The sequence below is a fragment of the Thermoanaerobacter sp. YS13 genome (genome assembly GCF_000806225.2).
Taxonomy (GTDB): Bacteria; Bacillota; Thermoanaerobacteria; order Thermoanaerobacterales; family Thermoanaerobacteraceae; genus Thermoanaerobacter; species Thermoanaerobacter uzonensis.
Window position 1 is genome coordinate 619,852 of record NZ_JOOI01000001.1, and the last position, 14,006, is coordinate 633,857.

At 32.8% G+C, this 14,006-nt stretch carries 17 protein-coding genes; 2 read left to right on the plus strand and 15 right to left on the minus strand.

Annotated features, from left to right (window positions below):
• Entirely contained in the window at positions 1-1,182 is a 1,182-nt protein-coding gene (ylbJ, locus tag THYS13_RS03230; protein ID WP_042833133.1) for a sporulation integral membrane protein YlbJ, read from the plus strand.
• Here the strand turns inward: ylbJ and THYS13_RS03235 are convergent, their stop codons facing one another.
• The 9 genes from THYS13_RS03235 to THYS13_RS03275 all read right to left on the minus strand — a co-directional run bounded on the left by THYS13_RS03235 (position 1,183) and on the right by THYS13_RS03275 (position 8,493).
• Positions 1,183-1,647, minus strand: a complete 465-nt coding sequence (locus THYS13_RS03235) for an ATPase (RefSeq protein WP_042833134.1) — start codon at positions 1,645-1,647, stop codon at positions 1,183-1,185.
• A gap of 18 nt (positions 1,648-1,665) precedes the next feature.
• Entirely contained in the window at positions 1,666-2,145 is a 480-nt protein-coding gene (coaD, locus tag THYS13_RS03240; RefSeq protein WP_042833135.1) for a pantetheine-phosphate adenylyltransferase, read from the minus strand.
• Positions 2,142-2,702 (minus strand): 16S rRNA (guanine(966)-N(2))-methyltransferase RsmD, encoded by a 561-nt coding sequence (gene rsmD / locus THYS13_RS03245; RefSeq protein WP_255356284.1) that lies wholly within the window; start codon positions 2,700-2,702, stop codon positions 2,142-2,144. The genes coaD and rsmD overlap by 4 nt, the downstream gene beginning before the upstream one ends.
• A 216-nt stretch (positions 2,703-2,918) precedes the next feature.
• On the minus strand, positions 2,919-3,146 hold the full coding sequence (locus THYS13_RS03250; protein WP_042833137.1) for an alpha/beta-type small acid-soluble spore protein: 228 nt from the start codon (positions 3,144-3,146) through the stop codon (positions 2,919-2,921).
• Positions 3,147-3,290: 144 nt separating this feature from the next.
• On the minus strand, positions 3,291-3,518 hold the full coding sequence (locus THYS13_RS03255; RefSeq protein WP_042833138.1) for an alpha/beta-type small acid-soluble spore protein: 228 nt from the start codon (positions 3,516-3,518) through the stop codon (positions 3,291-3,293).
• Positions 3,519-3,633: 115 nt separating this feature from the next.
• A complete protein-coding gene (locus THYS13_RS03260; RefSeq protein WP_042833139.1) occupies positions 3,634-4,476 on the minus strand; it encodes a DegV family protein in 843 nt (280 codons plus the stop codon).
• 17 nt (positions 4,477-4,493) lie between these two features.
• Positions 4,494-6,539, minus strand: a complete 2,046-nt coding sequence (gene recG / locus THYS13_RS03265; protein ID WP_042833140.1) for an ATP-dependent DNA helicase RecG — start codon at positions 6,537-6,539, stop codon at positions 4,494-4,496.
• 12 nt (positions 6,540-6,551) lie between these two features.
• Positions 6,552-8,132: a DAK2 domain-containing protein gene (locus THYS13_RS03270; RefSeq protein ID WP_042833141.1), complete on the minus strand. Its 1,581-nt coding sequence runs from the start codon at positions 8,130-8,132 to the stop codon at positions 6,552-6,554.
• Between the two features lie 10 nt (positions 8,133-8,142).
• Entirely contained in the window at positions 8,143-8,493 is a 351-nt protein-coding gene (locus THYS13_RS03275; RefSeq protein ID WP_003868221.1) for an Asp23/Gls24 family envelope stress response protein, read from the minus strand.
• Between the two features lie 260 nt (positions 8,494-8,753).
• Here THYS13_RS03275 and rpmB point away from each other — a divergent pair, with 260 nt between their 5' ends.
• Positions 8,754-8,942: a 50S ribosomal protein L28 gene (rpmB, locus tag THYS13_RS03280; RefSeq protein ID WP_003868220.1), complete on the plus strand. Its 189-nt coding sequence runs from the start codon at positions 8,754-8,756 to the stop codon at positions 8,940-8,942.
• 36 nt (positions 8,943-8,978) lie between these two features.
• Here rpmB and THYS13_RS03285 read toward each other — a convergent pair whose 3' ends face one another.
• Genes THYS13_RS03285 through THYS13_RS03310 form a run of 6 tightly spaced genes read right to left on the minus strand, consistent with a single transcriptional unit; the run spans position 8,979 to position 14,006 of the window.
• Positions 8,979-9,161, minus strand: a complete 183-nt coding sequence (locus tag THYS13_RS03285) for a hypothetical protein (RefSeq protein WP_042833142.1) — start codon at positions 9,159-9,161, stop codon at positions 8,979-8,981.
• A 59-nt stretch (positions 9,162-9,220) separates the two neighbouring features.
• Positions 9,221-9,856 carry a thiamine diphosphokinase gene (locus THYS13_RS03290; protein WP_042833143.1) on the minus strand — a complete coding sequence of 212 codons (636 nt, stop codon included), beginning with the start codon at positions 9,854-9,856 and terminating at the stop codon, positions 9,221-9,223.
• Positions 9,853-10,503, minus strand: coding sequence for a ribulose-phosphate 3-epimerase (gene rpe, locus THYS13_RS03295; protein WP_042833144.1), 651 nt, complete (start codon positions 10,501-10,503; stop codon positions 9,853-9,855). Before rpe ends, THYS13_RS03290 begins: the two co-directional genes overlap by 4 nt.
• A gap of 3 nt (positions 10,504-10,506) precedes the next feature.
• On the minus strand, positions 10,507-11,388 hold the full coding sequence (gene rsgA, locus THYS13_RS03300; RefSeq protein ID WP_042833145.1) for a ribosome small subunit-dependent GTPase A: 882 nt from the start codon (positions 11,386-11,388) through the stop codon (positions 10,507-10,509).
• Positions 11,389-13,266, minus strand: a complete 1,878-nt coding sequence (pknB, locus tag THYS13_RS03305) for a Stk1 family PASTA domain-containing Ser/Thr kinase (protein ID WP_042833146.1) — start codon at positions 13,264-13,266, stop codon at positions 11,389-11,391. It abuts the gene before it with no gap.
• Positions 13,263-14,006, minus strand: a complete 744-nt coding sequence (locus tag THYS13_RS03310) for a Stp1/IreP family PP2C-type Ser/Thr phosphatase (protein ID WP_042833147.1) — start codon at positions 14,004-14,006, stop codon at positions 13,263-13,265. The genes pknB and THYS13_RS03310 overlap by 4 nt, the downstream gene beginning before the upstream one ends.

Below are 14,006 nucleotides of genomic sequence, written 5' to 3' on the forward strand. Positions count from 1 at the left end.
TTGAAAAATACCTTTTTAAATATCTTTATTTCTTTTTTAATTTTAATGGTACTATCTTTAATACTTTTCCCTAAAGAAGTATTAGAAGCCGCCAGAGGCGGTATAAACCTTTGGCTTTTTACTATTACTCCTTCTCTACTTCCTTTTTTCATAGGTTCAGAGCTTCTTTTGCAATTAGGAGTAGTGCATTTTTTAGGCACTTTCTTAGAACCTATAATGAGACCCTTATTTAACGTGCCTGGAAGTGGCTCTTTTGCAATGGCAATAGGATACACTTCCGGTTATCCCGTGGGGGCTCAAGTGATATCAAGACTTTGGGAAGAAAATTTATGTACAACAGAAGAAGCAGAAAGACTCATGTCCTTTTGCAATAATTCAGGCCCCCTTTTTATGTTAGGGGCCGTCGCAATCGGCATGTTCGGTAGTTCAAAAGCCGGATACATAATCATGGCTTCTAATTACTTAGCAGCTATAACCACTGGACTTCTCTTTCGTCTCTACAAAAAAAATTTTTATAAAAAGCTCCCCTCAACAAAAAACCTTTTAAATACTGCCATCAAAAAAATGTATTATACAAGAGAGCAGAATAAAAAAAGCTTAAGTACTATCCTGTCAGAAGCTGTCTTTAAATCAACAAATACTATTATCATGATAGGAGGTTATGTTATACTTTTTTCAGTGGTAATAGAATTTTTAAAACTGTATAAAATTTTGGATTTTCTTTCTTACTTCATATCTCCTATATTCATATTATTAGGTTTTGACAAAAGTCTAATACCTGCTCTCTTAAGTGGCTTCTTAGAAATAACAGTAGGTTCAAACTTAATAAGCCAAGTTTCTGCACCTTTAGAACAAAAAGTAGTATTAGTAAGCGCTATAATAGCATGGGGCGGAATATCGATACATGGACAAGTGTTAGGAGTAATAGCAAAAACAAAAATAAAATATCTTCCTTATTTTATTGCAAAAACAATCCAATTTTTTCTTGCCGCTTTATACTCCTATTGTTTACTCTCTGTAATAAGAATTCAAGAAGAAAATGCAATTTCCCACGTTTTCAACCCATATACTTACAAGAATCCCTGGGACCTATTTCAATTTTCTTTAGTAATTTTTATAATTATCACTTTGACTATCCTACTTTTTGCAATAGCTATAAAACAATATCTACAACAACATTAACTATTTGTTGCCTTTTAATTCTTCTCTATTTCTCTTAATAGTTTCCAATATTTCAGACACCTGGGACTCAATTTTAGCGAGCAATTCATCAGCATATTCTCTACTTCCTAACCTTATTTCCTTTGCATTAGCTTGGGCAGTAGAGATTATTTCTGCTGCCGTCTTTTCCGCCTTTTTAACTATCTCACTTTCACTCACCATTTCCTTAATTTTTTGTTCGGCTTCTTTTATTATCATTTCTGCTTCCTGTTGTGCCTCTAAAAGAATTCTTTGCCTTTCTTGTTTGATCCATTCCGCCCTTTTAAATTCATCTGGCAATTTTATTCGGATTTGTTTTATTAAGTCCAAAACTTCTTCTTTGTTTATCAAAACTTTGTTAGAAAGAGGAATAGAAGAACTGTTTTCTATAATGTCTTCTAATTCTTCTAAAAGATTAAGAACCTCTAAACCATCAAAATTTGACAAAAATAAAACCCCCTTTAATTATCTTGAAAATTTTTCTTTTAATTTTTGAGCCACAATGTCAGGCACAAACTCAGAAAGGCAACCACCAAATTGTGCAATTTCTTTTACTACACTGGAACTTAAATATCCATACTTTGCATTAGTCATTAAAAAAATAGTTTCAACAGAAGGGTTTAATTTTTTATTGATTAGCGCCATTTGAAACTCATATTCAAAATCAGATACCATTCTTAAGCCTTTTATTATAGCATTAGCATTGACTTTTTTAGCATAATCCACCAACAAACCATCAAAATAATCAATCTCTACATTAGAAATATCATAAGTTACCGCTTTTAAAAGCTCTACCCTTTCTTCCACTGAAAATAAAGGCTTTTTCGACGGGTTTAAAAGCACAGCTACAATAAGCCTATCAAACAAATTTGCTCCTCTTTTTATAACATCAATGTGTCCATAGGTAACTGGATCAAAACTCCCTGGATAAATTGCAGTTTTCATATTTCCTCCTTATAAAATGATAATATTGTCTCCCCATATTTATTTTCTCTTATCTTTACTAAATTTTCATACCTTTCTCTTACTTTATCATTTTTATGGTGTTCTGCTATGATAATACCGTCTTCCTTTAAAACTTTAGCCTCTCCAAGCTTTATAAGAGTTTTTTCGGCAAGGTTTTGATAATAAGGGGGATCTAAAAATATTATATCAAACTTTGTGTTATTTTTGTCTAATATTTCAATAACTTTCAACACATCTCGGTGAAGTATTTTAGCAAAAGGTATTAAATTTAATTCAGCTACATTCTCCCTTATGCATTTTATGCTTTTTAAGCTTTTATCTACAAAATAGCAAAACTGGGCCCCTCTGCTTAATGCCTCGATACCTATATTCCCTGTACCCGCAAATAAATCCAAAAAAATACTCCCTTCTATTTTGTTCATCAATATATTAAACAGCGATTCTTTAACTCTATCAGCAGTTGGCCGCACTTCATCGCCTTCTAAAGATTTTACCTTTCTTCCCTTTAACTTACCTGCTATCACTCTCAAAGACATTACCCCCACTTCAACAATTATTTTAGCATATTTTTTAAAAATATCACAAAAAGTATGTATAAAATTTTTTCAAAATGGCAAATAATATTTATGGGAACAGAAATTTCCCCAAAATTCTTCCTTCAATTTCTCCTCTCCCAGTCCAGGTAGGCAACTACCTGGATTAAAATTTTAAAAGGGCAATCACAAGGACTGCCCTTTTTTATTATAAATATTTTATTTCCAAGTTCCTTTGCTGGCCATCTGGCTTTCTGCCATTTGTATCATTTTCTTTACCATATGGCCACCTACAGCACCGCAATCTCTTGATGTGAGGTTGCCCCAGTAACCATCAGCTGGAGGAGTTATCCCTAATTCATTAGCTATTTCATACTTCCATTGGCTCATAACTTGCTTGGCTTCTTTTACAACAAGAGGATTTTTAGTTTCTGATCCTACAGCCATTTTAATCACCTCCTAAATCATGTTCCATTATTAATTTAACCCGCTATTTAGGTTATATACCTGTAAACAATTGCTATATATACCTTTTGATATTAAAAAGGATATCCCAAAGGGATATCCTTTTTTTATATTTAATAATATGATTTATTTCCAAGTTCCTTTGCTGGCCATCTGACTTTCTGCCATTTGTATCATTTTCTTTACCATATGGCCACCTACAGCACCGCAATCTCTTGATGTAAGGTTGCCCCAGTAGCCATCAGCTGGAGGAGTTATTCCTAATTCTCTTGCTATTTCATATTTCCATTGGCTCATAACCTGTTTTGCCTCTTTTACCACAAGAGGATTTTTGGTTTCTGATCCTGCTGCCATTTTAATCACCTCCATTTGTGTTTGTATTATTAATTTAACCAAATTGCTTTTTTATAAACTATAAAATTGTTTTCAAAAATGTATAAAAGTGATTGAAATGGCAAATAATAAAAATTTATTTTCCCTCAAAAAACACTCCTGCCGCATCAGGACCTGCATGGGTGCCTATTCCGCAGCCAGCTCTTGACCTTAAAAACTTAGTTATTCCTAACTCACTTCTTAAAGCAGCTTCTATTTCATTTAAAAATTCTTCTTTATCCGTATGAATTAATCCAACTTCTCTATCTGTAAAATCTATTCCTGTATTTTTCATGTAATCAATTATCCAGCGAATAACCTTTTTTTGACCTCTAACCTTATCTACTATTTTTAATTCCCCATCATCATTCATTAAAATAGGCTTTATATTCAAAATATTTCCTATAAAAGCCTGTGATTTAGGTAGACGCCCTCCTCTATATAGATAGTCCAAAGAATCAAAAACCATTATATACCTAATTTTAGGAATTAAATCATACACTTTTTTAACAATTTCCTCCTTAGAAGCTCCTGCAACTGCCATTTTAGCAGCTTGAAGAACTAACATACCATTTCCTAAGGAATAATGTCTTGAATCGATAATCTCAATTCTTTTTGAGTCCACCATATCTCTTGCAATCACAGCTGATTGATAAGTACCACTTAATTTTGAAGATAAAATTATGGCAATTATGTAATCATAACTTTTTAACAAATCTTTAAAAACTTCCATAAATTCTACTGGTGAAGCTTGAGTAGTTGTAGGCATTTTCCCCTCTTTTAAAAGCTCATAGAATTCTTCTTTTGTTATATCTACCCCATCTTTATAACTTGCACCATCAATATTGATAGTCAGAGGAACTATAAATATCCTATAAGTTTTCACTAAATCCTCAGGTATGTCAGACAAGCTATCTGTAACAATTGCTATCTTTTCCATAGTACTATTCTCCTTCTCTAATTTAATATTATTCCTTCTAATTTTTGATAAAATTGATTAAACAAAATACTTCTTAGCTTTGGATAGCTTTCAAGTTTAGGGTCTTTTTCCAGTAACTCTTCTACATCTTTTTGCACTGTCTTTATAATATCTATGTCTTCAAAAATGTTAGCAATTTTAAATTCAGGAAGTCCATGCTGTCTTAATCCTAGAAATTCACCTGGCCCTCTTATTTCTAAATCTTTTTCTGCAATTTTAAATCCATCAGAAGTTTGAGCTAAAACCCCCAGTCTTTTTTTAGCTATGTCAGAATTAGAATAACTAATCAAAATACAATAAGACTGAAATTCTGACCTGCCGACTCTACCTCTAAGTTGATGAAGCTGTGCAAGTCCAAATCTTTCTGCATTTTCTACAATCATCACTGTTGCATTAGGTACATTTACTCCCACCTCTATTACTGTAGTCGAAACTAAAATATCGATTTCTCCATTTGCAAACTCTTCCATAACCTTTTCTTTATCGCTGTCCTCCATTTTACCGTGTAAAAGTCCTACTTTAGCTTCCTTAAAAGCATCTTTATAAATTTCTCTATATACTATTTCGGCAGACATCGCATTTATTTTATCCGATTCTTCAATTAAGGGACAAACTACGTAAACTTGCCTTCCGTTCTTCACTTCCTTCATTGCAAACTCGTAGGCTTTCTTTCTCACAGAAGAAGAAATAACGTAGGTTTTCACTTTTTTTCTCCCGGGAGGTAATTGGTCAATTATTGATATATCCAAATCTCCATATAGAATGAGAGCCAATGTACGAGGAATTGGTGTAGCTGTCATAACCAAAACATCAGGATTTTCACCTTTTTGTGTCAAAAGCGCCCTTTGTCTCACACCAAATCGGTGTTGCTCATCAGTTATACAAAGTCCTAAATTTTTAAAAATCACATCATCCTCTATTAGTGCATGTGTCCCTACTACAATATCATAATCTCCATTTTTAATTTTTTCTAGTACTTCTTTTTTATTAGAAGGTGAAATACTGCCAGATAAAAGCCCAATTTTTATATCAGTATTTCTAAAAAGCTCTTTTAACGTATAATAATGCTGTTTTGCCAATATCTCCGTTGGAGCCATCATTGCCACTTGATAGCCATTCTTGACAGCAATGTACATGCTGCAAGCTGCAACAACTGTTTTACCAGAGCCCACATCTCCCTGCACTAAGCGATTCATCACTTTGTGAGAATTCATATCTGCAATTATTTCTTTTAAAACTTTTATCTGCGCCGAAGTCAATTTAAAGGGTAATCCCATGAGAAAAGGTTTTAACTCCACTCTTTCAAATTTTATCCCCTTTTTCCCTTTAACAGACCTTTTCATTAAAAATAGGGCCATTTGCAGCAAAAAAAGTTCTTGATATTTAAATCTGTATTTTGCCTGCTCTAAATATGCTTCATTTTGGGGAAAATTTATATTAATTAGTGCATTTTTTATGTCCATTAAACCTTTTTCAAATAGAAATTCCTCATCAAAAAACTCTTCTACTTCCTGTACATAATCCTTAAAGGCATTAAACATTATCTTCCTAATAGCATTTTGCGTCAACCCTTCTGTAAGCCCATAAATAGGAACTATCCTTCCCGTGTTTAATCTAAAATCTTCACTTTTTTCTAAAACAGGGTTTTCTACTATTAACTGTCCATATTTAAATTGTAATTTGCCGTTTATTATATATTCTTCACCAATTTTAAAATTATTCTTTATATAGGGTTGATTATACCACACTAATTCTACTGCACCTGTCCCATCTTTTACAGGCACTTTAGTTATGATGACTTTTGAAGTCTTTATTTCTCGGGGACTACCTGCAATATAACCTCTAAAAGTTTGTTTTTCCCCAACTTTTAGGTCCTCAATCTTTAAAATATCGCTTCTATTCTCATAATCTTTGGGAAAATAGAATAATAAGTCCTCTACCGTGTTTATTCCCAATTTTTTAAGAAGTTTTGCCCTTTTAGGTCCAACTCCTTTTACGTACTGAATATCCAGATTTAAAGGCATTTCATTTCACCTTTACTCTATTGATATAACATAATAGTAAAGCGGCTGACCTCCAAAATAAATTTCCACATCTGTCTCTACGGAAAGAGAATTTTTCAATTCCTCCGCTTTTTCTTTTGTAACTTCCTCCCCATAATATATGCTGACTAATGAAGAATCCTCATCTAAAGCTTTATAAATCAATTCTTGTGCTACTTTATTATAATCTTTTCCTACTGATTCCAGACTGTCATTTATAAAACCTAACACATCTCCTTTTTTGATTTCAAAACCATTTATTTGTGTGTCTCTTATTGAATAAGTAACTTCAATTGTCTTTATATTACTTAATATTTCTTTTATTCTAGCTACATTTTCCTCTAAACTTTTTTCAGTATCAATATTTACGATGGCAGTTATAGCTTCATTAAAATTATTTGTTGGGATTATTTCTACTTTTTTATTTGATAAGGCTTTTGCTTGTTCGCATGCCATTATTATATTTTTATTATTAGGAAAAACTAAAATATTTTCCGCATTTATCTTTTTTATACCATCTAAAATGTCATTTGTACTAGGATTCATCGTTTGCCCACCATTTATAATAACATCACAGCCCAGCTCTGAAAAAAGATTTTTAATTCCTTCTCCATTAGCTACAACTAAAACTCCATATTTTTTCTCAGGCTTTCTCTCTTCACTTACTAAACTCTCATGTTGTATTTTCATATTGTCAATTTTTACTTTTATAAGTTCACCTATTTTAAGCCCTTCTTCTAATACTAATCCAGGATTGTTGGTATGCACATGGACTTTTAAAATGTCATCATCTGAAACTACCACCAGACTATTTCCAAATCTTCTAAATTTCTCTTTTAAAATAGCTTCTGCATAAGTCTTTTTTGTTTTGACTAATATTTCTGTACAATATAAAAATCTTAAATCCTCCACAACTTGTTTATTTGTTACTATCCCTTCTAAAACTTCTATCGGCTCAATTTTGTTTCCTTTAAACCCTTCAAACATCCCTTTTAATACATACACAAATCCCATTCCACCAGAATCAACTACTCCAGCATCTTTTAAAACTGGTAAGAGATTGGGAGTGTTTTCTAAGGACTTTTCTGCAGCTTCAATAATCTTCGTGAAGAATTCTTCAAAATTTTCAACTTGTTTACATATTTTTTCAGCCTCTTCTGCAGTTTCCCTACATACTGTGAGAATAGTACCTTCTACAGGTCTCATAACTGCTTTATAAGCTACCTCCACACCAGCTTTCAAGCCTTCTGCAAAATCGCAAGGAGTTATCTTTTTTGTATCTCCAAGTCGTTTAGAAAAGCCTCTAAAAATCTGGGACAAAATAACTCCAGAATTACCTTTTGCTCCCATCAAGGTGCCTTTAGAAATAGCATCTAAAACGTCTTTTATCGTATCTTGTGATTTTTCTAACTCTTTGGCAGCGTATTGCATTGTATACGCCATATTAGAGCCAGTATCACCATCTGGAACAGGAAAAACATTAAGTTTATCAACTTCTCCTTTATTGTTAAAAAGATAATTAGAGCTTGCAATCATCATGTTCTTTAAAGTTTTCCCATCTAAGTACTTCAACATAACTTCCTCCTCAATTATCAACTTTAATTCCCTGAACATTTATTATTACATTTTCCACTTTTACTCCTACAAATTTCTCGACAGCATATTTCACTTTTTCAATAGCATTCGCTGAAACAGTTTTTATATTTACACCGTATAGGACAACTATATAAACTTCCAGTGTTACACCATCTTCTGTAGCTAAAACTTTGACTCCTCTTCCTGAATTTTCTGTTTTAAATATTTCTATTAATCCATTTGCTCCTCTCCTCCCCAAGCCTACTATCCCATAACACTCCGCTACTGCTCTACTGGTTATAGCAGCAATTGCATCATTTGAGATATTTATTACTCCATATTTGTTTTTTATTTGAATCATTAATATCCCTCCAAATCAATCTTAATTTATATTTTACCTGAATATTTCAATAACATCAACTAGCCTGCAATATCACGGGAGAAGCTTAAGCAAAATGTCTGCTATATTACTCACCTATTAAAATTTTACACCTGCTTTATTGTAAAGGTATTTACATTTACAAAAGATGATGATAAAATAATATCGTTGTGTTAATTTATCTATTGTGGAGGTAACTATTTTTTGATAAAATATTATTGTCTTTCAAAGGAGGTGCAACTATGCTTAAATGCGATATTTGTGGAAAAGGGCCTTTAGCAGGCTATCAATATAGCCACTCCCACAGAAAATCTATAAGAAAGTGGAAACCTAACATAAAAAAAGTAAGAGCTATAGTAGATGGTACTCCTGTTAGACTTCATGTATGTACAAAATGCTTAAAAGCAGGAAAAGTACAAAGAGCATTATAAAGAAAGACGTGCATTTTTGCACGCTTTTTTATTTTTTCACTTAAAATATATGTTTACATAATAACCGGCTATTACAAGAAAAATTCCTAGAAAAATCATCCACAACCAGGCAGGAATATACATAACAAATATCAATACACCCAAAGCCATCAATATATATCCCAGCGAATAATTCAATTGCCTATTTAATCGTTTCAGCTTATAAAAAAATCTATCCATAAAAACACCCCTTCCCTTTTTAGTTACTATATACTATTCATTGGAAGGGGATTTTGAAACTATTCTCTTGGCTTTATCACTAATAAAAGTCCTTCTTCTATTTCTATAGTGGCTTTATCCTCTGTAAAAACATTGCTTATACCGTAAGGCATCTCTAAATCCATACTTTGACCTGAAAGACCATAAAACAAACCTTTAGTGTAGATTCCCTTTACTTCCTTTGAATAAGGCAATAAAGATAAAAGTTCTCCTTTTTTACCTTCAACTTCTATAAATTTATTAATCAAATATATTTCATTCATTTCATTTACAATTTTACCCTTAATATTGCGATTTAGTAGATAGAGTAAAAGTGAAAGATTTGCATAAGAATGGTCAAATCTTTCTCCAATCACTCCTATAAAAGTAACGTCTGTTGCACCTAATTCTATCGCTTTTAACATTGCCAGTTGTGTATCTGTCTCATCCTTCATTGGGGGATATTTTTCTATCCTTACCCCCTCTTTTTCATAAAATTCTAAAACTTCTTTTTCTATTGAATCTAAATCTCCCACTATTAAATGAGGTTTTAGTTTCATTCGGTAGGCATGATTTGCTCCACCATCTGCACATATTATCATATCTACATCCTTTAATAGCTTTTCATAAAAATTATAATCTTTTATATCTCCATTAGAAATAATTAAGAGTTTCATTTTTCTATTGCCTCTCTAAATTCTTTTATAGTTTGGGCAGGATTTGAAGAATCAAAAATTGCAGAACCTGCTACAATTATGTCACACCCTGCCTCAACAACCTGCTTTACATTATGAATATTAATTCCACCGTCTACTTCAATTTCAAAAGTTAAATTTAAATTTTCTCTTATACTGCTTAATTCTTCAATCTTTTTAAGCATTGAATCTATAAACTTTTGTCCTCCAAAACCGGGGTTTACTGTCATAATCAACACCATATCAACATCTTGCAATATATATTTTAAAGTCTCTAAGGAGGTAGCTGGATTTAAAGAAACCCCAGCTTTTTTGCCGTAGCCTTTTATTTTTTGTATTGTTCTATGCAAGTGTATACAAGCCTCTTGGTGGACAGTTATAATATCCGCTCCTGAATTTGCAAACTCCTCTATGTACAAATCCGGATTTTCAATCATCAAATGGACATCAAAAGGAAGAGAAAAAAATTTTCTAAGTGACTTTACAACTACTGGTCCAATGGTGATGTTTGGAACAAAATGACCATCCATTACATCAATATGTAAAAGGTCAGCATCTTTTTCTATTTTTTTTATATCTTCTAATAAATTCGCAAAATTTGCAGATAATATTGAAGGAGCTATTTTCAATTTTTAGTACCTCCTCTTTTCTTTTTCCTTTAATTCTTTTAGCAGAAAAAGATAACTCAAATATCTGTTTTTATCTATTAATCCCTCTTCCACAGCCTTTATAACATTACAATCTGGCTCATTTACATGAAGGCAAGAAGAAAACTTGCATCCCTTTTGAAGCTCTAAAAATTCTTTAAAATAGTATCGAAGGTCTTGTTTATCAATATCCAACGTCAAAGCAGTAAAACCTGGCGTATCTAAAACATATCCTCCAAAATCAAGAGATAAAAGTTCTACACTTCTTGTTGTGTGTCTACCTCTTAGAAGCTTTTCACTTACCTCCCCTGTCTGTAGTTTTATATTTGACTGAATAGAATTAATCAAAGAGGATTTCCCAACTCCAGAAGGGCCTGCAAAAAATGAAACCTTGTCCTTTAAATAAGATTTTAATTCCTCAATTCCTTCTTTTGTAACTGTAGAAGTAACCACTGCTTTATATCCTATTTTCTGATAAATAGTCACCAAATCAAAAGCTTCTCTATCCTCTTTTAAATCCACCTTATTGATACAAATTACAGGTTCAATATCATTGCTCTCTGCCAATACAATCATTTTATCTAATAAAACTCTGTTAAGCTCTGGCCTGGCAATAGCACATACTATTATCGCCTGGTCTACGTTAGCTACTGGAGGCCTTGTAAGTTCATTTTTTCGGGGTAGAATGTTTAAAATATACCCTTCACTATCGTTTATCATTTGAATTTCTACAATGTCACCTACTAAGGGAGTAATATTATCTTTTCTAAACTTTCCACGAGCACGGCATTCTATAATGCCGTGCTCTGTAGCTACATAATAAAATCCAGCTATTCCTCGTACAATTCTTCCTTCAATCCTTGTCAATTAAAATCTCGCCTCCACTGTACTATATACCTGTCCATCTATATCCACCTCAATTGTAGCTTTTCCTTTATATGCCGTTACAGGAACAGTAAGAGGGCTGTCTTGATAAGTGTGCTCGGCAGAATATACTAGATTCTTTTGTCCGTTTTGTATTACATACACATCCACTTTCATAGTACCTGGTTTGTCAGGCAATTTAATAATAACATTTTTAGTTTGTTGTTGTAAAGAATCTTGAGGCATCTTGCTAACAATTAAATCTATCGGACTTCCCTTTTGAACCTCACTATTTGGAGGAACACTTTGCTCTAACACAATGTTTTCTGGTGCATTAGTTGTCTCTTTATAAATGACTTTACCTAATTTTAAACCAGCATTTTCTAGGGCAGTTGTCGCTTCCTCCAATGTCATATTAACTACGTTAGGCATTATTGCAGGCTGTGGACCTTTGCTAACATACAGATCAATCACTGTGTTATATTCTACCTGTACTCCCTGTCTTGGATTTTGGTCAAAAACATACTCTTTAGGAAACTGGTCATTATATTGTTCTATAATATTTGCTTTGAGGCCCATATTCTCAAGAATATTTTTAGCCTCTAAATAATCTTTATTTATCACATTAGGCACCACAACAACCTGCTTACCTTTACTAATCACCACGTAGACCGTACTTCCTGCTTTTACTACACTCCCTTGTGAAGGGTCTTGAGATAAAACAGTATTTTCAGGTTTATCACTATACCGCTCTTCACTTATCTCCATCTTTAAATTATGGTCTGACAAAATTTTACTCGCCTGATTTAATGGCGAACCTACCACATTTGGAACTACTACATCGCTTACTTTGAAAAAGTTATTGAGGACATACATTGTACCATAAGCCAAAGAAGTCAGTAGCAAGAAAATTAACAAAACAGTTGCTATTTTCTTTATGATATTTTTTCTTTTCTTTTCTTTTTCCTTCCTTTGTGCAGTTCTCTTTAACTCTTCTACATCTTTAGAAGGAATCACCCGTGTTTTTGTGATTTCTTCCTCTTTGAAATTTAGTTCTTTCGGGTTTCGCAAATAAGTATCTAAGTCCTTAAGAAAATCTGCTGCAGTTTGATACCTTAGATTTACATCCTTTTGGGTAGCTTTTAAAACTATTTGATCTAATTCTTTCGGCACTTTGTCATTTAGTTTTGAAGGGGGGATTATATCTTCTTGAATGTGTTTTAAAGCAACAGAAATAGGACTATCGCCCTCAAAAGGCACTTTTCCTGTTAACATTTCATAAAGGACGATTCCTAAAGAGTAAATATCCGTCCTTTCATCTACTATTCCACCCCTTGCCTGTTCAGGGGAAAAATAATAAGCAGTTCCTACTACATCTCCAGTGTAAGTTATAGTAGAACCATTAGCAGCTCGTGCAATTCCAAAATCAGTAACTTTCACCACATCGTCATCAGTAACAAGAATATTTTGAGGTTTTATATCTCTGTGAATTATTCGATTTTTATGGGCATGATCTAGAGCTTTACAAACTTGTTGTGTTATCTCTATTGCTCTGCCTATTTCTAAAGGCCCTCCATTTTCACTTATAAGCTTTTTTAAAGTACGTCCCTTTACATATTCCATCACAATGTAGTAAATATCCCCTTCTTGCCCAACATCGTATATACTCACTATATTAGGGTGAGAAAGACTTGCCGCTGCCTGAGATTCTCTTCTAAATTTTTTTACAAAATCCTCATCTGCTGCAAATTCAGGCCTCAAAATCTTGATTGCCACTATTCTGTTAAGGAGATGACACTTTGCTTTGTAAACTTTAGCCATTCCGCCTTCGCCAATTTTCTCTAATATTTCATAGCGGTTACCTAATATACGTCCAATCATGACGTCACCTCCTTAACAGCAATAAGAGTTATGTTATCATATCCACCGTTAGCCTTTGCAAGATTTACCAAATTAACACAAGAGGTATTTATATCTTCATTCTTAGTAAATTCATCCAAAATTTGTTGGTCTGTCACCAAATTAGTAAGCCCATCTGTGCATAAAAGTAAAATATCTTCTGGCATAACAGTGTCATGAAATATATCTACTTTTACATCCTCATCAACTCCCAAAGCCCTGGTTATTATATTTTTTTGAGGATGAACTCGGGCTTCTTCATGAGTTATTTTACCCATTTTTACAAGTTCTTCTACAAATGAATGGTCTTCTGTAATTTGTTTTATGTGGTTATCTCTTATTAAATAAGCCCTACTGTCTCCAATATGTCCTATAAAAAAATGATTTTTTTCAAAAAATAACAAAGTAAGGGTAGTACCCATCCCAGTTAATTCACATTCTGAGCAGGCTTGAGAATAAACAACTTTATTAGCATATTTAATTGATTTCTCTATAAAACCTTCTATAGAGAAAATTTCTTTATCATGTAGTTTAAAATAATTCTTTTTAAAATAATCAACAATGGCTTCAACTGAAGACTTACTTGCAACTTCCCCCCCATTATGGCCTCCCATTCCATCTGCTACAATAAACAGTGGCAAATCTTTTTCCTCTGAGGCATAATAATAATCTTCATTTTTTTCTCTCACATTGCCAATATCAGTTAGGGCAGCTACAATCAT

Coding starts and splice junctions, on each gene's coding strand:
- THYS13_RS03250 (WP_042833137.1), bottom strand. CDS start 3,146: ATGGCTGTAGGATCAGAAACTAAAAATCCTCTTGTTGTAAAAGAAGCC.
- THYS13_RS03290 (WP_042833143.1), bottom strand. CDS start 9,856: ATGAAACTCTTAATTATTTCTAATGGAGATATAAAAGATTATAATTTT.
- THYS13_RS03270 (WP_042833141.1), bottom strand. CDS start 8,132: ATGTTGAAGTACTTAGATGGGAAAACTTTAAAGAACATGATGATTGCA.
- THYS13_RS03285 (WP_042833142.1), bottom strand. CDS start 9,161: ATGGATAGATTTTTTTATAAGCTGAAACGATTAAATAGGCAATTGAAT.
- THYS13_RS03255 (WP_042833138.1), bottom strand. CDS start 3,518: ATGGCAGCAGGATCAGAAACCAAAAATCCTCTTGTGGTAAAAGAGGCA.
- recG (WP_042833140.1), bottom strand. CDS start 6,539: ATGCCTTTAAATCTGGATATTCAGTACGTAAAAGGAGTTGGACCTAAA.
- THYS13_RS03275 (WP_003868221.1), bottom strand. CDS start 8,493: ATGATTCAAATAAAAAACAAATATGGAGTAATAAATATCTCAAATGAT.
- THYS13_RS03260 (WP_042833139.1), bottom strand. CDS start 4,476: ATGGAAAAGATAGCAATTGTTACAGATAGCTTGTCTGACATACCTGAG.
- THYS13_RS03310 (WP_042833147.1), bottom strand. CDS start 14,006: ATGATTGTAGCTGCCCTAACTGATATTGGCAATGTGAGAGAAAAAAAT.
- coaD (WP_042833135.1), bottom strand. CDS start 2,145: ATGAAAACTGCAATTTATCCAGGGAGTTTTGATCCAGTTACCTATGGA.
- pknB (WP_042833146.1), bottom strand. CDS start 13,266: ATGATTGGACGTATATTAGGTAACCGCTATGAAATATTAGAGAAAATT.
- rpmB (WP_003868220.1), top strand. CDS start 8,754: ATGCTTAAATGCGATATTTGTGGAAAAGGGCCTTTAGCAGGCTATCAA.
- rsmD (WP_255356284.1), bottom strand. CDS start 2,702: ATGTCTTTGAGAGTGATAGCAGGTAAGTTAAAGGGAAGAAAGGTAAAA.